This is a genomic window from Francisella frigiditurris (assembly GCF_001880225.1).
GTDB lineage: Bacteria > Pseudomonadota > Gammaproteobacteria > Francisellales > Francisellaceae > Francisella > Francisella frigiditurris.
In genome coordinates, this window is the sequence record NZ_CP009654.1 from 399,290 (window position 1) to 418,065 (window position 18,776).

The window sequence follows — 18,776 nt, forward strand, 5'->3', positions numbered from 1 at the left end:
CCCAAGTAGTCCTAAATCATGTCATAAAATCCCGCATAAAAGTGTATACAAAACTGTATACGAGATAGAAAATTTAGTTAATTTCTCACTCTCGTATACACCTACATGGCTGGAAAACTTACTACATCAAAGTTATAGAGCTTAAAAGCAACTGGTAAAGATTATAAATTATGTGATGGTAATGGCTTATATATTAGAGTCGATACTAAAGGAAACAAGATTTGGCAATTTAGATATAAGAATAAATGGGAGCCTCTAGGTAGTTATCCTACAATATCTTTTAAAGCTGCTAGAGAAGAAGCATTTAGAGCTAAACAACTACTATCCAATGGTAAAGACCCTAAGATAGAAAGAGAGAAACAAAAATATCAAGATGAGTATATATTCTTAAACCTAGCTACTAAGGCTATAGAAAGTAGGTACCCCACCAAACTTAAACCCCAACTCATCCAAAATGTTATATAGTAATATTTTAGAGCTCAGGGGCAATAAACTTAAATATCTAGATCTATTAAACCTTGATAGTGCAATAAATCTTTTTTAAAATACATTGAGATTTTTGCATATATTGTTTAAATCCAGTCTTCTTTTGGTTTTGTTTAAGGCCTGGTATTTATGAAAAACTCTATACCCCAATCCTCTTTATGGATTTATCTAGCTGTGATTCTATTATCCTTCAATGGAGGATATATTAACGCTGCTATGTTAATTAGTTTCCTACATAACCCTGTTGGATATGTAACAGGAAATATTACTTATGCTGGGACTTATTTTGCTAAGCATGACTATATTATGTTTATTGATATGTTAATGCTAGTAGTAGCATTCGTAATAGGTTCTATAATTAGTGGCTTAATAATAAAGAATGGTTTTTATAATAAGGATTATCGCTATAGAACAAATTTATTTCTTCAACTTGTACTTATTAGCATCGCTTTTTACCTACTTAGCAACAACTCTAAATATTGTGAATACTTTCTTGCTATGACTATGGGGTTACAAAATGCCATGACTACACATTATGGTTCTACACTTATAAGAACAACCCATATGACAGGAACAGCTACTGATCTTGGTATATTACTAGCTCATTGGATAAAGCGAAAGAATATAGCTATTTGGAAAATAAGATTATATATATTACTTATCTTATCTTTCTTACTTGGATCAATAGTTGGCGCAGTAATTTTTATAAACTATCAAGAGAAAGCTCTTTTTACTTCAATGGCAATATATTTGATAATGATTTTATTAAGTAGAAAATAGAGGTATATACTTTGCAAAAAATGAATGCGATATTAAAGTTTAGTAAGATAGTTTTCTTATTGCGCATTTGAAGGTATATCATACTTACACTTACAAACTGGTTTGTCACAGTTTGCTAATGGTAGTATAGGAAGCTCCGCTAGTTTGAAATTCTGCCCTTCTAACTTTTTAGCACAAGAGCAAGAATCTTTACTTGTTGACACACATATTAACTCTTCAGAAGAGGCTAAAAGCTGTTTTATGCTAGCCTTTCTCTTCTTCATATAATCACTAGATGAGTATAAGTTACTAATTGATTCATCAATTTCATCAGCTCTATTTATATGCTCATCTTTTATAAGATTTATAAAATCCCAGCCATATTTCTTTCTGACATTTAGCTCAAATTTTTTCTTTTGATCCACAGTAAGTAATTTACCATCACCTTTCTTTATTCTCTTTTTAGTATCAGGATAAAGTGCTTTAAAAAAGCCTAAGCTGTCTATTTCCTTTTTTACATCTATTGTAGGCATTAACTCAATAAATTCTTCTACACTTTTTGTTGGTTTAGCTTTTAAAGTTTCTTTCTCTTCTCTCTTAGAAATTTCACATGCTTCACGTGCTTTTTTTGCTAAGCTATCAACTTCGTTAATAGGAGCTGGCTCTACTTTAAGTAGACCAAATCTTACTGCCAATGATTTTAAAAAATTTAACATTATGCCTATTCACAGCTTAAGTATAAACTTATGATACCTAAAATATGTGCTTGAGTTAATTAAAAAGATAAATTAATCAACTATATCCATGAACTTAGCCACATTCGTTGGTTAAATTGTGATTGCTCTAGTGGAATACCTAATTGAATAGGTAACCAATAAATAAAAGAGGCTAATATACAAACAAAGATAAATATGGCGATGAGTTTTAAACCTTTAGCTTTTGCAGATGATAAGTAAGCGATATACCAAGCTAAAATAAATATTCCAAATGTCGCTGCTGATTGATAATGATAAAGAAAGAGACACCGTTTCACTAACACCCAAGGTAAAAAATTAGCAAAATATCCAGCTAGTAAAAGTGACATTACCATAAATGCTCGTGTTATAACACCATTTAAAAACCAATTTCTAAATAGCACAAGCCAATGTATCACCATACAAATAATAGCAATAGCTGAAAACCAAGCAATAGCAGGATTAGGAAATAAATGAACATCTGTATAAATAATACTCTTTTGCCCAAGTGCATTATAGATAGTTTCAGTACTAAAACTATAGCCAATTGGTCTAATCATAAATGGCCAAGTATACCACTTTGAACAATATGGATGCTCATCTGCGGTAACAAGGTTTTGATGATACATCATAATTTGTTGATGTATACCTACAAAACTATATTCTGTATTAAATAATCGATCAGGAATCCAAACCAAACAGTAGACGATAAAAGGTAAAACTAATAAATAAACCAACATTTCCCAAATCGCTACATTAAATTTTAAAACAGAATTATGAGTTGATGATTGTTGTAAAACTGGACGATATTTATCACATAAAAAAAGCACTTTATATAGGGTTAAAAACATTAATATAGCTAATAAATAGCCTGAACCATTCCACTTTACGGAAATAGTTAAACCAATAAATATCCCACATAGAATAAGCCAAATATGTCTATTTTTAGCTTGCAATGCTTTTGACAAAAATAAGATTGAACAGAGCCCAAATAAGACTATGTATATATTATTCATCCCATGACGAGAGTCTACTAATAGTGATCCATCTATACTTATCAGGAAAAAAACTATCAATGCAAACCATTTCTTTTGGCTTATTATATAAGCTGTTAACCAAGCAACTAAGGTCAAAATAACTCCCATAAATGCATTGATCCAGCGATAACTCATTGCTGGAATTTGCTCATAAGGAATAGTATGAAAATCTGTTGTCGAGACCCAAGGGAAATGATAGTACAGCCAAATACTACTAGCAAAAATATAATTAGCCAAAGGTGGATGTACATGAAAAAATGTTTTACCAACAAGATAATCATATCCATACAACGGAAAATATACCTCATCAAAAACAGGTCCTGAGATAGTATCTAGATGCCAAAATCTTAAAAAAATTGAAAGTATAAGTATCAAACTAAATAAAGATAAATAAATAAGGTTTTTATTTAAAATAAACTTAAGTTTAGACATAGATAAATTATAATTTGAATTGTTAGTTTTATTATAGATAGGCTAGCTATTTATTAAAATGGGTTTCTACTAAAATATCTCCTAGTTATCATAACTAGGTAATTTTATATCTTCTTTAAACATACTTCCTATTATAAATTTTGATAATATTGGTACCTTAGTCATTTTTAGAAATATACTAGCTAAATATTTATGAAAATTATTTCTAGGTGCAAAAAATGCCAAATTGGTTAAAGCAGCTTTTTGCTTATTCTCTATAAACTTTTTCAATATCTGTTCATAATTCTCAAAAGCTACTTTATAGTCTCCTTTAGCCTTATATAACTCTCCTGCTAATACATATGCTTCCATTATGGCAAACATACTTCCTTGACCGGCTAGAAGCGAAGGACACGCTGCTGCATCTCCTATAAGAGCAACTCTATCGGAGCTCCAACTTTCCATACGTATTTGACAAACTTTATCAAAATAAATATCTTCAGCATCATCAAGACGCTCCAATATATTAGGAACTTCCCACTCCATATCCTTAAATACCGAACGAAGAACTTCTTTTCTTTCCTCTAATGAGGTTGGTATTTTTTCAACTAACTCAGATCTGAATGTAAATAAAAATAAAGTTTTATTATCTTCTATCGCAGCTTTTGCTACTTGTTTTTTAGAATCTATGGAGACAACATAAGCATTCTCTTCTCTAGGCTCATAATCTGGTAGGGTTAATGCTACAACATATGTATCTAAATCAAACTCTTCATATGAGCTGTTTTTAAAAGCTAATGTTCTAATTTGTGAATGTAATCCATCGGCTCCAATTATAAGATCAAATTTTTCTTTTTCGCCATTTGACAAATGTGCAACAACTCCATCTTTAGCTTTTTCTATAGAACTAATATAACAACCAAACCTTACATCCATATTTCCACAAGCATTAAATATAATCTCTGAAATATCACTACGTTTTAGACTTAAGAATCGACCAAATGTTTCTTTACTCATCGCTTCCATATCTACATTTGATGAGTTTTTACCCTTTCCATTAAAACATTTCAAAGTTTTAATATTATAAGATTTAGATTCTAAGTCTGGTAAGATTCCCATCTTTTCTACTATATCGTAACCTGATCCCCAAAAATCTACTATGTAACCACCTTTTCTTAGCTCACTAGCTTTTTCAAATAATACTGGTTCATACCCAAATCTTTTTAACCACCAAGCAAGAGTTGGTCCAGCTATCCCGACACCGTTTATAGCTATTCTCATATAGTCTCCAAATAGTTTTTAAAAACCTTATATTTAAATTTTACTCTTTTATAAGACTTATAAAAATATTTATACTCTTATAATTTATATAAATTAAGATACTTAATAAATTAATCTAAAAAATCTAACTGACATTTTAAAGATTTTTAAATGCTTTTTTATACCACAATAACAAAACTATAGCGGCACTAAATTTTGCAATACAAGGAAATATACAATACACAATTTTGATTGTAACTTCTAAACTCGATGTAGAAGATGAATTTATCTGAATATTTAATATTGGTAATGCAATTATTGTTGCTAAAGCAAAACAAAACTTACCAATAAATGCAAGAATTGCATAATAGCCATTACCAAGTTCCCTGCGATTAGGATTATCTATCCATTTTGCTAATAATATATTTGGTAATATTAACTCAGATGCAAATCCTCCACCTGATAAAAAACTAATTATTGAGAAGTAAAAAATATCTCCAGACTTCAGAAAAAAAGCAAATATAAATACTATTACACAAAATATTAGTGCATAACTCCAAGTCTTAATAATACCAATTTTTATGGCTACTTTTCTTACTAATGGTATAAAAAGAATTGCTCCTAAAAAGTATAGAAATATATACAACCCTGTAAAGTCAGTTGTTTCTAATACATATCTACTAAAAAAAACTAAAGTCACGGCTGGTATAGCTGACCCCAAAGCACTTAACGAGTATGCTAAAAATAGAAATAAACTATTTTTATCAAATGCTTTAAAATAATCATAAATCTTAATATGATCTGTTACTTTTTTATCAATATCTACTTCATCTAGCCAGTTTAAGAAAAATATACTCGCAACAATAATTAAAAAAATTGCTATAACTGAATATATAAAATAACTTTGTTTCTGTGGAAAGTATAATAAAAATACAAATGGTAATATTGAGGCTATTAAAACTCCAACGATATTAAAAACTTCCCTAACACTAATTACTATAGAGCGATTTTCATCATTATCTAACCACAACGCTCCTCTAGTATAAATAAATATCGTTGTATAACTAAATGCTAAAGTTGCTAAAAAAACTCCTATAAATAAATTAACTAGCTTATTAGAGAATACTGGTGAGCACGTTATATACATGCCCAGTATGAAACAAATAATAATTATTATAAAACTAACTTTATTAAGCTTATAAAAGCGATCACAATACCAGCCTATTATAGGATCAAAAACAGCATCTAAAATACGTAAACTAAAAAGAATAATACTTAATAATGTAAGATCAACACCATAACTAGTGTAATAATAATCTGGTAAAAAAATATATATGGGAACACTGGCAAAAGCTATTGGCATTGCTATAAAAGAGTAACTAAAAATTTCAAACTTTTTTATTGTCATTAAACTATCTTACTAATTTAAGTTCTCATTTCAATTATACATTAAATCTAATAATAATCTTGGTTAGAAACCCTTCTAGTATACGGTCTTCTTAGAACTTATCTATTTTGGTATAATTTTATTAGAAGATAAGGAGTAGACTGACCTTGTTATTAAATTAATCGAAAAAGAGGTTTTATGTTAAAAAGATTCTTAGCTAGTATAATCACAATTTTTCTTTCAGGTTGTAGTATATTTGGGATTAGCAATGTTCCTGAACCAAACTATAAAAGTCTAAAAACAGATAATAACTTTTCTATTAGAGAGTACAAACCCATTATTGAAGCTCAAGTACAAATTAACAATAATGACTATAAGTCTGCTGTTAATAAAGGCTTTAAAGAACTATTTAAATATATTACTGGTGAAAATATTTCTAATGAAAAAATTAAAATGACTAAGCCTGTAGTTATAAAACAAAACTCTCAAAAAATAGCTATGACAGCCCCAGTACTAGTAAAAGAAGGTAAAGAGTCTTGGATAATATCTTTTATATTACCAGAGAGTTTTAATATTGATGATGCACCTAAACCAACTAATAATAGTATAAAACTAGTAGAAGTTCCTCAGGAAAAAGTCGCTGTCATTAATTTTAATGGATCTTTTAATGAAGAGGCTATTAAAGAAAATACCTCAAAATTGAAAAACTGGATTAATCACAATAATTTAGTACAAATAGGAGAGCCAAGAGCTGCTGGATATAACCCTCCTTGGACTATTCCTTATTTTCGTAAAAATGAAATCCAAATACCTATTAAATAAGCATTTTAAAAACCTGTTTTTTTAATGGTTTATAATCTAAATAATAAAGCACTTTCATAAATAGTATTTATGTAATACTTAAAACAAAATAGCTCTTTAACTCTCCAAGAAGGATTAGAAGAATATAATAACCATTACCCTTTTTTAAATAAAAATGATGGTAGTGACGAATCAAGTAAATGGTTTAGGAATCATGATGTAACACATATTTTATTTGGTACTATTCCATTTCAAATAAAAGGAGAAGCTATTAATTGATACTTGGACAATATTTGGATCCAATGTAACTATTAAAGGATATAAAGAATTCTTTAAATTTGTTGATTATAAAACTGTTATAAATAGTTATCTAAAAAAATATAAATTTATTGTCTACCTCATAGGTCTTTCCTATACACCTATATGTCTTTTAGCTTTTATCAGAGCCAAAAATATGACAAAGAAATGGGGTTGGTATAACTATGAAGATTATTTAAATATTCCTTTATCAGAAATCAGAAAAGAATTTAATATAAAGGTAATAAATTAAAGGATAAATATTATTTATAGAACTAAATTTTCATTGGCATAATGATGAATAAGCTATTATCTTTTTCATCTTTTACTAATGCACTCATATTAGGATTATCAAGATATATATCTATAGTATCTTCATCTATAACGTTAATAATGTCTAATAAATATTTATAGTTAAAACATATTTCCATAGAGTCATCATTATATGAAACCTCTACCCTATCTTCAGCTTTTTCATTATCTGGGTTATTTGCTGATAAAAGCATTTGACCAGGAGAAACATGTAAACGAACACCCTTATACTTATCATTAGCTAAAATAGAAGTTCTTAATAAAGAATTTTTAAGGACTCTTTTATCTACAGTTAAAAGTTTATGATTATTTTTTGGTACAACTTTTTGATAATCAGGGTATCTACCATCTATTAATTTAGAAATAAAAGCATAATTTCCAAACTCTGCTTTTAAGTAGTTTTTACCTAATTGTATTTTGATTATATCTTCAGATCTTCCCACTATTTTTTTAAGTTCTAAAACTGATTTCTTAGGAATTATTGCTTGAGATGTACTATCTATAACTTTACTATCTATGATAGATTCTGTGATAGACATTCTATGGCCATCTGTAGATACCGCTCTTAATAGATTAGCATTTATATCCCAAAACATACCGTTAAGGAAATATCTAGTATCATCATTCGCCATAGAGAAATCTACTTTTGATATAATATTATGAAAGTCTTGTTGAGACATATCAAAACTAGCTTCTTCATTTATATTACTATCAATCAATGGAAAATTATCCGGGTTTAAAGATATAAGATTAAAAGTACTATTATTAGATACTAAATTAATTTTATTCCCATCTACTTTAAAATCTAACATTGCGTTTTCTGTAAGACTTCTCACTATGTTATAAATTTTGTCAGCATTTAAAGCTATTCTTACTCTGCTATTACAACTAACAGGTATTTCACAAGATATTTCTGTATCTAAATCAGATGCTGTTACTGTTAACACATTATTTTTTATATCAAACAAAATGCAAGATAATAATGGCATTGTGCTTTTACTATTAGCAACAGATAACATAGATTGTAAAGGTTTTAGTAAGTCATCTCTATTTAACACAAAATTCATATAAACCCCTTGTCTTCCTTTAATTTTTAACGTGAAATTTTATCTAAAAGCAAATCATAATCATCTGATATTGATGTATTGCTTTGTCTTAATTTTGTTATGGCTTTTACAGCATGCATAACCGTTGTATGATCTCTACCACCAAAAGCCGAACCAATTTCTGGTAAACTATGAGAAGTCAACTCTCTTGATAAACTCATAGCCATTTGTCTAGGTCTAGCAATATTTCTACTTCTTTGATTAGATAATAAGTCTTTTACTCTAATCCTGTAAAACTCTGCTACAACCTTTTGAATATTTTCTATTTTTACTTTTTTCTCTTGTATTTTTATTACATCTTTTAAGCAAGTTTGAGCAACCTCAACAGTTGGATCTTTGTGATTAAACCTTGAAGTCGTTAAAACTCTATTGAGAGCACCCTCTAATTCTCGAACATTTGTACGAACATTTTCTGCTATAAAAGTTGCTGTTTCATTTGGTAATTTTTGTCCTAAATCATGAGCTTTTTTAAGTAGTATGGCTATTCTTGTTTCTAAATCAGGCATATCTACTGATACAGTTAATCCATATCCAAATCTTGATACAAGCCTTTCTTCTAAACCTTCTATCTCATTAGGGTATTTATCGCTGGTTAAAATAATTTGCTTTCCATTTTCATATAAAGCATTAAATGTATGGAAAAACTCTTGAGCTGTTCCTTCTTTACCTGCTATAAATTGAATATCATCTATAAGCAATATATCTGCTGATCTATAAACACGCTGGAACTCATCTTGATCTTGTAAACGTATTGAATTTACATAGTCTTTAATAAACTGTTCGGAGTTTGTATATATAATTCTAGCATTTGGATTTACATCTTTTGCATGATTTCCTATCGCCTGCATAAGATGTGTTTTACCTAATCCACTACCTCCATAAATAAATAAAGGATTATGTAATTTTCCTGGATTAATAGATACTTGCATTGCAGCTGCCCTTGCTATTTTATTAGCATCTCCAACAACAAAGTTATCAAATATATATTTGTCTTTTAGAGGTAAACCAAAAGAATATTCTTCACCTTCTTTTGCTGTTATAAGCATTGCTTCATCAAAACCAAATAATTCCTGCGAAGATTTTTTTGAACTCGGTTTTTTTACACTTTTAGGTAATTCCTCTATTTCAACTGAATCATCTTTTACTTCTACACTTTTAGTATTGAAAAAATTTGCTTGAGGGCCAACAGTTATTTTAGTGTTATCATTATTAATATCATTAGCTTCAAATTTTTTATTAGAATATTCAACAACTAAATCACCATTGTGACATTCTTCTAATATAGATACTATAAGGCTTCCATATTTACCTCTAATATGTTTTTTGAAATATTCATTATTGCAGTATACTGTGAATAAATTGCTTTTTTGATCAACATAAATAGGCTTTATCCAAGTTTTATATTCAAAACTCGAAAGCTCTTTTTTAAGTTTTTTTAAACATTTATCCCAGGTACTCATGAACAATATATCCTTGAAAGCCTTTTTATTAAAGGTTTTAAAGCTTATCTAAAACTAATTAATCTGACATGTTTAAGATTTTATTGTAAATAAAAAGAATAAGCAATCTGTTTAACCCATGTTTGTGGATAACTTTGTTAATTAAATTGTTTATTTTTTGTTTATCCTCTTGTTTATTAAGTTATTCACAAATATGTTAATAAAGCTGTTGATATTTTATGCTTTTTTTTATTCACATTTTTATTAACACTCTTTACATATATAAATAACATATCTTTTTCCCTATTTTTGCACAGCTTAAACATATATAAACAAAGCTTTTCATAAAGTTATAAACATATTTTTCAGTACTAATAAATAATAATATAAGAAAGAAAAAGAAAAGTTATATATTAATATGTTATATAAAAAACAAAAGAAAAATATAAAATAAAAAAATCTATATAATAAAATGTTAATAAAATAAGATGTTAAAAATATTTTTATGGATAAATTAACAACAGATATATTTTTAAATGTAAATAATTATGAAAATCGTATAGCCATAAAAGAAAATAATATATTAAAAGAAATATATATAGAAAGAGATAATCAAAAAAGAATAGTTGGTAATATTTATAAAGGTAAAATTATAAGAGTTTTACCAGGTATGCAAGCAGCTTTCGTTGATATAGGTTTAGAAAAGGCAGGATTTTTACATTTATCAGAAGTTTTACCTTTAGAAAAAGAAGAAACTGATAGTGAAAATATAAAATTAAATAAATTAAGTAATGAAGATATAAATAAATGGCTAAGGGAAGGTCAAGAGGTATTAGTACAAGTTGTAAAAGAAAGTATAGGTAATAAAGGAGTTAAATTAACTCTACATTTATCTGTATCCTCTAGATTTTTAGTATATCTACCAGATTTAGATCATATAGGTATTTCTTTAAAAATATCTAATCAAGAAGAAAAAGATAGACTTTTAAATAATATAAAAATAATAACTAAGAGCGAAAATCCTCGAGGTTATATATTAAGAACAGCTGCAGAAGATGCAAGTTTAGAAGAATTAGCTAATGATATAAAATTTTTGAATAATTTATGGCAAGACATCATAGATATAGCAAGCACTATTATAAAACCAGGTGTAGTTTATGAAGATTTTAGTCTAGTTATAAAAACAATAAATATTTATGCTAATGATAAATTAAATAGGATATTAGTAGATGATATAGATACATATAGTGAAATATGTCATTTTGCAGATAAATATATACCAGGTCTAAGAGAGAAAGTAGAACTATATCAGAAACATAATCTTTTTGAAGAATATGATATAGATAAAGAAATAGAAAAAGCTTTAGATAAAAACGTTTATTTAAAATCAGGTGGGTATATTATTATAGAACAAACAGAAGCTATGATAACCATTGATATAAATACTGGTGCTTTTATAGGTTCTAAAAATTTAGAAGAAACTATTTTTAAAACAAACCTAGAAGCAACGAAAGAAATAGCTAGGCAATTAAGGCTTAGAAACTTAGGTGGAATTATAATAATAGATTTCATAGATATGTTTGATAATAATCATAAAGAACAAGTTTTAGATGCTTTAAAAAAAGAATTAGAAACGGATAAAGCAAAAACCAATGTTAGTCAGATTTCATCATTAGGTTTAGTAGAAATGACTAGAAAAAGGGTACATGAAAGCTTATCTAGAATTTTATGTGAACCATGTAAACACTGCCAGGGTAAAGGAGCAGTTAAAACGTTACAAACAATATGCTATGAGATTTTTAGGGAAATTAAATCAGAATTTGAAAATTATCCAAATTATAATGGTTTTTTATTAATTTCATCAGAAGAAATAATAGAGTATTTAGAAAAAGAAGAATCTATTTGGTTAGCAGAACTTGAATTATGTATAGGTAAAAATATTCATTTAAAAGCTGAGCCAACTCAATTATTTAATCACTACGATGTTATTCCAATAAATTAATTTATTTTTTATAAAATGATGTTGACAGCTTTACAAAAGAGTTTATAATATCATTTCATGAGTTTGCCGACATGGCTCAACTGGTAGAGCAGCCGACTTGTAATCGGCAGGTTCCGGGTTCAAGTCCTGGTGTCGGCACCATGAAGGAGTGGTAGTTCAGTTGGTTAGAATACCTGCCTGTCACGCAGGGGGTCGCGGGTTCGAGTCCCGTCCATTCCGCCAGTATTTAAACCGTAATTTATTACGGTTAACCTTATTAAGGTTTGACTTTTAATATTTTATTCAGTTTTCCCCTTTTTTATATCTGATTTTATTGGTCAAACCTTAATACTTTTAATAATTTTTGCTTATTTTATAAATATTTTTTATTCTTTATTTTTGTTATTATCTATAAATATTTTTATTATTATTTATTTAGGTTTATAAGTGTTTAAGTTTGAAAAAAAATATTTAAATTCAAAAGTTTACAATATAGATTATTCTGCTGATTTGAATGATGTTTTTTATAAAGTTTGTAATAACAAAAAAAATACTATTCTTTTAGAATCTGCAGAAATATCTACAAAAGATAAATTAAAAAGTATTTTAGTTGTAGATAGCGCTGTAAGGATTTCTTGTATAGGACAAAAAGTTGTTTTTAAAGCATTATCTGAAAATGGTGAAAATTTACTAAAAGCTTTAGAATCTAATATAAATAAAAATGTTAAATATAAGTTAGATAATAAACAATTAGTTTTAGAGTTTGCTAAAAACAACTCTAAATTAGATGAATATTCTAAATTAAAAGAACAGTCAGTTTTTGATGCTTTAAGGCTAGTTAGAGATAGTTTTGAATTGACTAATAAATATTCTGTATTTATAGCAGGATTATTTGCTTATGATTTGGTTGGCACTTTTGAAAATATAAATAAAGTTGAAAGAAAAAATAAATGCCCAGACTATGTTTTTTATGTAGCTGAAACTTTATTAGTAACAGATCATCAAAAAAAAGAATCATTTATTCAAACTAATATTTTTAATAGAAATATAGAAAAAACTTTTGAAGATAAAGTAGATTTATTAAAAATAGCTTTAAATAAAAAAATAGAAGAAGAAAAAGTAAATAAAATAAAAAATTTAGATGTTTCTATATCATTATCTGATAAAGAATATTGTCAAATAGTAGATAAACTAAAAACAAATATAATAAATGGAGATATCTTCCAAATAGTTCCATCAAGAAGTTTTTATTTGCCATGTCAAAATTCTTTAGCAGTATACAGAGAATTAAAAAGAACTAATCCAAGCCCTTATATGTTTTATATGCAAGATGAGGATTTTATTTTATTTGGAGCATCTCCTGAAAGTGCTCTTAAATATGAAAAGAATACTAATCAAGTGGAAATATATCCTATAGCAGGGACTCGTCGTAGAGGTAAAAATTTGGATGGTAGTATAAACCTAGATTTAGATAGTCGTATAGAATTAGAACTTAGACTAGATACTAAAGAAAATGCTGAACATATGATGTTAGTTGACTTAGCTAGAAATGATGTAGCTAGAATATCTAAAACAGGAACAAGATACGTAGCAGATTTATTAAAGGTTGATAGATATAGTCATGTTATGCATTTGGTTTCTAGAGTTGTTGGACAATTATCAGATGATTTAGATGCTTTACATGCATATCAAGCTAGTATGAATATGGGAACTTTAACTGGTGCTCCAAAAATAAAAGCTATGCAACTTATAAGTGATGTTGAAAAGAAAACTCGCGGTGGTTATGGTGGAGCTGTTGGTTATATTAATGGCTATGGTGATTTAGATAGTTGTATCGTTATTAGATCAGCTTATGTAGAAAATGAAATAGCTGAAATCCAAGCAGGCGCAGGAGTAGTTTTAGATTCTATACCTATAGCAGAAGCTGATGAGACAAGAACAAAAGCTCAAGCTGTAATATCAGCTATTAAAAATGTTCATGGAGAATAATTATGGCTAATATTATATTTATAGATAATTTTGATTCTTTTTCTTATAACTTAGCAGATGAAATTAAAGCTTTAGGAAATAAAGTTTCTGTTTATAGAAATAACATAGATTTAGATTATTTATTAAAAGAAATAAATAATATCAAAGATCCAGTAGTTGTTATTTCTCCAGGTCCAGGTAGTCCGAGCGAAGCGGGTATTATTATTGATCTTATAAAAGAAATAAGAGGAAAAATACCTGTTATAGGAATATGTTTAGGTCATCAGGCTATAGTTGAAGCGTATGGTGGTATAGTTTCTCATGCTAATGAAATAGTTCATGGTAAAGTTGCTAGAGTAAAACATAATTCTCATAAAATTTTTAAAGGACTAGATTCACCTATGTCTGTAGCAAGATATCATTCATTAGTAGCAATTAAAGTGCCTAAAGATTTAAATGTAATAGCTGACGTAAATGATCTAGTTATGGCTGTTATAAGTGAAGAAGATAAAGTTTGTGGTTTTCAGTTTCATCCAGAATCAATAATGACAACAAATGGCACTAAGCTTTTAGAGAATACAATAAATTGGGTTTTAGAAAAATGATCATTTTAGATGATATAGTTAAAAAACTTTATAATTTAGAAGGTTTAACTTCAACTGAAAGTTACCAACTTTTTACATACTTTGTAAAAGGAGAAATTCCTTTAGCTTTACAAACTAGTATACTTACTGCTTTAAAATTAAAAAAAGAAACTCCAACAGAAATAGCAGCTGCAGCAGAAGCATTAATAGATAATGCTAAATCTTTTCCAAAGATAGATTATGAGTTTGCAGATATAGCCGGTACTGGAGGAGATGGATTAAATACTATTAATATATCAACTACAGCGGCTTTTGTAGCTGCTACATGCGGTTTAAAAATAGCTAAACATGGTAATAGAAGTGTTTCTAGTAAATCAGGATCATCAGATCTTTTAGAATCTTTTGGTATAAACTTAAACTTATCTCCAGAAGATACAAAAAAATCTATAGATAAATATAATTTAGGTTTTTTATTTGCACCTAACTATAATGATGGTCTTAAGCATGTTAGAGAAGCTAGGAAGCTGATGAAAACAAGAACGATCTTTAATATTCTGGGACCTCTTATTAATCCAGCTAAACCAAAAATAGCACTAATAGGAGTTTATTCGAAAGATTTAATTTTGCCAATGGCAAAAACACTAGCAAAAATGAATATAGAAAAAGCTGCTGTTGTATATGGAAGTGGTTTAGATGAGGTTGCTATACATGATGTTACATATATTGCGGAAGTTAGCGAATCAAATATAAAAGAGTATGTATTATATCCTTCTGATTTTGGTATAAAGACTTATAGTATAAGTGAAATACAAGGGGGGTTACCAGAAGAAAATAGAGAAATAACAAAACTAATGCTTCAAGGTAAAGGAACGGATGCTCAAAATAGTGCTGTAGCTGTTAATGTGGCGATGTTAATGAAATTATTTGGTAAAGATAATCTTGTGGAAAATACAAACGAAATATTAAAAGTTTTAAAATCAGGTAAGTGTTATAAAACACTACAACAAATTGTAGATCAAAAATAAACTTTCTAATACTATATAAATAAACGGTTCTGTTGCAAACTTTGACTAATTTTATGAATTTTCTTAAACTTTCAGGATATTGTATCTAATTTTATCTTTTTATGAATGAATTTAAATATAAGCGTTTTAATGGCGTGGTTATTCTATGGGCAGTAAGATGGTATTTAAAATATGGCATAAGTTATAGAGATTTAGAAGAAATGCTAAGAGAGCGAGGAGTAAATGTAGACCATACAACTATCTATAGATGTGTAATTCAATACTCTCCAAAATTAAAGCAGAAATTAAGTTGGTATCGTGGCAAATTCTTCTATCAAGCACTAACAGATAGGTTTGCTATCTAGCAACAACAATTGGAAAAGAGCTATCGAAATCGCTATTCATCAAGGCCATTCTCAGGCAAATAAAGCAAGATTTGTACTAAACTTAAATAAATGGCAGGGTATAGAATCGACATATTCCTCCCAAGTATAAAAATCTTCTAGATATAAAGACTTATATGCTTCTTTAACACCATTAAAAAGCTCAAAATGACTATGACCTGTGAAAAAAAATGTAAATATTGGAAACATTCTTGGCATAATTTGCATATACTCTTTTTTTAAAAAAGTAGTTTTATTCTCCCGACTATAAATTTCAAGTACTTTAACTAAAAGTAATCCAATTCCTGAAATTCCTGAAACATAAATTTGCTTTTCATCAATTCGAAATTTATTCCAGTCTGAATCTTTCTTTTTTGGAGCTATTGATCTTGATGAGGGCATATTAACTTTACTTCTACTAAGTTCTGGTAATCTACTTTTTTGCATGAGCCCCATAGCAGTAGTAGTTTTACTATTATCTATCTTTGGCCCCTTATCTTTGAAATATGGATGCTCATCATAAGTTCTTGATAATTTGGAATCAATAAAATTACTATGTATGCTACTTGTAAGTTTAGATGGTAACCAATTGTATGCTTGTGTCAACATTATTAATTTACAAAACGATCTTATGCCTGCATAACTGCTACTTCTTGAAATAGGGAAGTGTATTTTTAAGCTTCTTAAAACTTCAGCATAACTAAATATTCGCAGGTCTATAACATTATCTTCAAGATCGTAGAGTTTTTCCTCGAAGATATCATTATTCAAACGTGGATACAGGTCTCTAAAATTAGCAAAAATCTCATCAGGCATATTAACGATAATATCTTTATCTTTATCTATAGCTTGAGAGATTGTAAATATACCCGCAATATTTATCCATAAAGCAGGATCATGCGACAAAATAAGTTTTGGAGATAAAAGACAAGTTGCAATTATTTTTTTCAAGTAATCATTAATAGTAGATATTTTATTTGATAACAAATGTACTTCATCTGAATTATTAAAATAGTATTTTATCATTAAAAATGATAAGGCTGTTTCAAACTTACGAGGGTAATATTCTGTTTCATTATTTTTTAAATCATAGGGATATTTAAAAAAATGTTTTAATTCTGGCTCTGGAATACCAATTTTATTGATTCTGATTGAACTATCTATGCTCTTCTGTAACATTATTGACTTATATCCATCTTCTAATATATTTATAATCTTTTTGATTACAGTTTCTAATCTTGGGATATTCATAGCTTCTTGCTTATCAAATATATATTTGATTCTAACAGCAATATTATCAAAAGTATTTTCATCAACTGGTATTCTTAAAGTATTTACTTCAATTAGTACTTCATATATCAATTGCTTTATAGCAGGGTTTTTATAGAACATATATTGTTGTTCTAACTCTAGAAATTTATTATATTGAGTTAATAGGTCATATTTATAATTTGGTCTTTTCTCAGAATTTGTATGTTTGTATTCATAATCATGATTTACTTGTTGGTCGGTTCTTATTTCTGTAAAACTGGACATTTTTTGTATAAATTTATGAGTAATGGATAAAAGATTCTCCACTAAATCTAGAAGCTTATTTTTTTGATAAGATTTAAAGTAATCACTGACTTTCTCAAATAAATCTTTATTACTTACGAGAAGATCTCCTTGTTGTTTTTTGTTATTCTTACTGATTAATATTCCAATTTCTTTACTTTCTTCTGAAAAACGATTACAGATATCGGTTAAATACTTATTAAAACAACTTTCAATATTAAACTTTAATTCACAGGATTTTATTAGTTTATAACTTACTAATTCACGATACGTAAAAACAAATGACAGCATATCTCCAACAATTATAATATTACTATCATCTATATTATTTTTTTTCAATATAGACGAAAGAGCTATAATTGCAGGGGCGTTGAAAAGAGGGGTCCCCCAGCATATATATTTATAATCATAGATATCTTTTAATTTAGATAAATCATGGTCAAAAAGAACTAGCTTGTATTTATAGCTATTTGCAATTTCGAAAAACAATTCTCCATTGTTTATTTTCTCTACAACTTCATTTAATGGACTTCTATTTATATACGTATTTTCCAAGGGTTTTATGAGAATATTATCTGGTTTTATATCTCTATGTAGAAAACCAGTAACTTTAAAAAAGCTATAAGTTCGAATCACCAAAGATACATAACTTTCCAAAAGAAATTTAGAACTGTTAAGGTCAAGACAACAATCAACTTGTAGATTTTTTCTCGCAGAATATAATGTAGCTGTATATTCATATTTAGACAAGGAGTGTATTCTTGTTTGTACTGTTTGATTAAGGTACTTATACACCGCTATATGTAAATATATATCGTTTTCTGAGATAAAGCTATCAATAGTAACTTCTCTTAAAAGATAAGCATTCTCTGGATTTGATAAAAAAGCTTTAGTTTCTTCTCTATTTAAGGTCTTTTTTATAAGGCTATTATAGTCAACTTCTTTTGTTTTATGAGAATAATATTTAACTTTTTTAATGTAAACCTCATTACCATGTTTATATAAATTGATAGAATGATGTGGCGGATTTTCGAAATTCTTGAATTTTTGATCACTTTCTCTATTTTTATAGGTTGATATCGTAAATTTAGAATCTCCTGCAGTTTTAGAAATAGTAATACTATCTTGGAAAGACGCTCTTAAAACACCGTTGTATTTAATTATTTTGAAAAATATAGCATCTTTCATATAGACTGATGCTGCTCAGTAAATTTGGGAATTTTTAATTCTAACACATGTCTAGATTCAGTTGCAAATATGAGTTAATTGAAAA

14 protein-coding genes, 2 tRNA genes and 1 pseudogene are annotated in these 18,776 nt (G+C 27.9%); 10 read left to right on the forward strand and 7 right to left on the reverse strand.

Translation table 11 applies throughout. The annotated features are described in order from the left end of the window. Positions 1–192: 192 nt before the first annotated feature. Both KX01_RS09290 and KX01_RS02070 read left to right on the forward strand, forming a co-directional pair. Entirely contained in the window at positions 193–465 is a 273-nt protein-coding gene (locus KX01_RS09290; protein WP_083578933.1) for an Arm DNA-binding domain-containing protein, read from the forward strand. A gap of 150 nt (positions 466–615) precedes the next feature. Next, positions 616–1,266 carry a YoaK family protein gene (locus tag KX01_RS02070; RefSeq protein ID WP_071663411.1) on the forward strand — a complete coding sequence of 217 codons (651 nt, stop codon included), beginning with the start codon at positions 616–618 and terminating at the stop codon, positions 1,264–1,266. 56 nt (positions 1,267–1,322) lie between these two features. Here the strand turns inward: KX01_RS02070 and KX01_RS02075 are convergent, their stop codons facing one another. The 4 genes from KX01_RS02075 to KX01_RS02090 form a co-directional block, all read right to left on the reverse strand. Next, positions 1,323–1,961 carry a hypothetical protein gene (locus KX01_RS02075; protein ID WP_071663412.1) on the reverse strand — a complete coding sequence of 213 codons (639 nt, stop codon included), beginning with the start codon at positions 1,959–1,961 and terminating at the stop codon, positions 1,323–1,325. 80 nt (positions 1,962–2,041) lie between these two features. Continuing rightward, positions 2,042–3,448 carry a phospholipid carrier-dependent glycosyltransferase gene (locus KX01_RS02080; RefSeq protein ID WP_071663413.1) on the reverse strand — a complete coding sequence of 469 codons (1,407 nt, stop codon included), beginning with the start codon at positions 3,446–3,448 and terminating at the stop codon, positions 2,042–2,044. Positions 3,449–3,529: 81 nt separating this feature from the next. Next, a complete protein-coding gene (locus KX01_RS02085) occupies positions 3,530–4,708 on the reverse strand; it encodes an FAD-binding domain (RefSeq protein ID WP_071663414.1) in 1,179 nt (392 codons plus the stop codon). A gap of 136 nt (positions 4,709–4,844) precedes the next feature. Continuing rightward, the gene (locus tag KX01_RS02090; protein WP_071663415.1) at positions 4,845–6,095 is read right to left on the reverse strand and encodes an MFS transporter; all 1,251 of its coding nucleotides are present in this window, start codon (positions 6,093–6,095) and stop codon (positions 4,845–4,847) included. Positions 6,096–6,272: 177 nt separating this feature from the next. Between KX01_RS02090 and KX01_RS02095 the strand changes: the two genes are divergently transcribed. Continuing rightward, positions 6,273–6,896, forward strand: a complete 624-nt coding sequence (locus KX01_RS02095) for an SOUL family heme-binding protein (protein ID WP_071663416.1) — start codon at positions 6,273–6,275, stop codon at positions 6,894–6,896. 551 nt (positions 6,897–7,447) lie between these two features. Here KX01_RS02095 and dnaN read toward each other — a convergent pair. After that, positions 7,448–8,551 (reverse strand): DNA polymerase III subunit beta, encoded by a 1,104-nt coding sequence (gene dnaN / locus KX01_RS02105; RefSeq protein ID WP_071663417.1) that lies wholly within the window; start codon positions 8,549–8,551, stop codon positions 7,448–7,450. A 26-nt stretch (positions 8,552–8,577) separates the two neighbouring features. Further along, entirely contained in the window at positions 8,578–10,050 is a 1,473-nt protein-coding gene (gene dnaA / locus KX01_RS02110; RefSeq protein ID WP_071663418.1) for a chromosomal replication initiator protein DnaA, read from the reverse strand. Positions 10,051–10,534: 484 nt separating this feature from the next. Here dnaA and KX01_RS02115 point away from each other — a divergent pair, with 484 nt between their 5' ends. The 7 genes and pseudogenes from KX01_RS02115 to KX01_RS02145 all read left to right on the forward strand — a co-directional run. Further along, complete coding sequence (locus tag KX01_RS02115; protein ID WP_071663419.1) at positions 10,535–12,031, forward strand: Rne/Rng family ribonuclease; 1,497 nt, start codon at positions 10,535–10,537, stop codon at positions 12,029–12,031. A 65-nt stretch (positions 12,032–12,096) separates the two neighbouring features. Then, positions 12,097–12,172 (forward strand) — tRNA-Thr (locus KX01_RS02120). A 4-nt stretch (positions 12,173–12,176) separates the two neighbouring features. Beyond that, a tRNA-Asp gene (locus KX01_RS02125) sits at positions 12,177–12,253 on the forward strand. Positions 12,254–12,457: 204 nt separating this feature from the next. Next, entirely contained in the window at positions 12,458–13,999 is a 1,542-nt protein-coding gene (locus KX01_RS02130) for an anthranilate synthase component 1 (protein ID WP_071663420.1), read from the forward strand. Between the two features lie 2 nt (positions 14,000–14,001). Then, entirely contained in the window at positions 14,002–14,583 is a 582-nt protein-coding gene (locus KX01_RS02135) for an aminodeoxychorismate/anthranilate synthase component II (RefSeq protein ID WP_071663421.1), read from the forward strand. Further along, a complete protein-coding gene (gene trpD, locus KX01_RS02140) occupies positions 14,580–15,587 on the forward strand; it encodes an anthranilate phosphoribosyltransferase (protein ID WP_071663422.1) in 1,008 nt (335 codons plus the stop codon). The genes KX01_RS02135 and trpD overlap by 4 nt, the downstream gene beginning before the upstream one ends. A gap of 101 nt (positions 15,588–15,688) precedes the next feature. Next, a pseudogene (locus KX01_RS02145) lies at positions 15,689–15,883 on the forward strand (IS6 family transposase); the annotation flags it as partial. Positions 15,884–15,982: 99 nt separating this feature from the next. Here KX01_RS02145 and KX01_RS02150 read toward each other — a convergent pair. Continuing rightward, the gene (locus tag KX01_RS02150; protein ID WP_071663424.1) at positions 15,983–18,691 is read right to left on the reverse strand and encodes a hypothetical protein; all 2,709 of its coding nucleotides are present in this window, start codon (positions 18,689–18,691) and stop codon (positions 15,983–15,985) included. Positions 18,692–18,776: the final 85 nt, after the last annotated feature.

Excerpts from the sequence above, each read along its gene's own strand:
- trpD (WP_071663422.1), top strand. The coding sequence starts at position 14,580 with ATGATCATTTTAGATGATATAGTTAAAAAACTTTATAATTTAGAAGGT.
- dnaA (WP_071663418.1), bottom strand. The coding sequence starts at position 10,050 with ATGAGTACCTGGGATAAATGTTTAAAAAAACTTAAAAAAGAGCTTTCG.
- KX01_RS02080 (WP_071663413.1), bottom strand. The coding sequence starts at position 3,448 with ATGTCTAAACTTAAGTTTATTTTAAATAAAAACCTTATTTATTTATCT.
- KX01_RS02090 (WP_071663415.1), bottom strand. The coding sequence starts at position 6,095 with ATGACAATAAAAAAGTTTGAAATTTTTAGTTACTCTTTTATAGCAATG.
- KX01_RS02135 (WP_071663421.1), top strand. The coding sequence starts at position 14,002 with ATGGCTAATATTATATTTATAGATAATTTTGATTCTTTTTCTTATAAC.
- KX01_RS02070 (WP_071663411.1), top strand. The coding sequence starts at position 616 with ATGAAAAACTCTATACCCCAATCCTCTTTATGGATTTATCTAGCTGTG.
- KX01_RS02075 (WP_071663412.1), bottom strand. The coding sequence starts at position 1,961 with ATGTTAAATTTTTTAAAATCATTGGCAGTAAGATTTGGTCTACTTAAA.
- KX01_RS02095 (WP_071663416.1), top strand. The coding sequence starts at position 6,273 with ATGTTAAAAAGATTCTTAGCTAGTATAATCACAATTTTTCTTTCAGGT.
- KX01_RS02085 (WP_071663414.1), bottom strand. The coding sequence starts at position 4,708 with ATGAGAATAGCTATAAACGGTGTCGGGATAGCTGGACCAACTCTTGCT.
- dnaN (WP_071663417.1), bottom strand. The coding sequence starts at position 8,551 with ATGAATTTTGTGTTAAATAGAGATGACTTACTAAAACCTTTACAATCT.
- KX01_RS02115 (WP_071663419.1), top strand. The coding sequence starts at position 10,535 with ATGGATAAATTAACAACAGATATATTTTTAAATGTAAATAATTATGAA.
- KX01_RS02150 (WP_071663424.1), bottom strand. The coding sequence starts at position 18,691 with ATGAAAGATGCTATATTTTTCAAAATAATTAAATACAACGGTGTTTTA.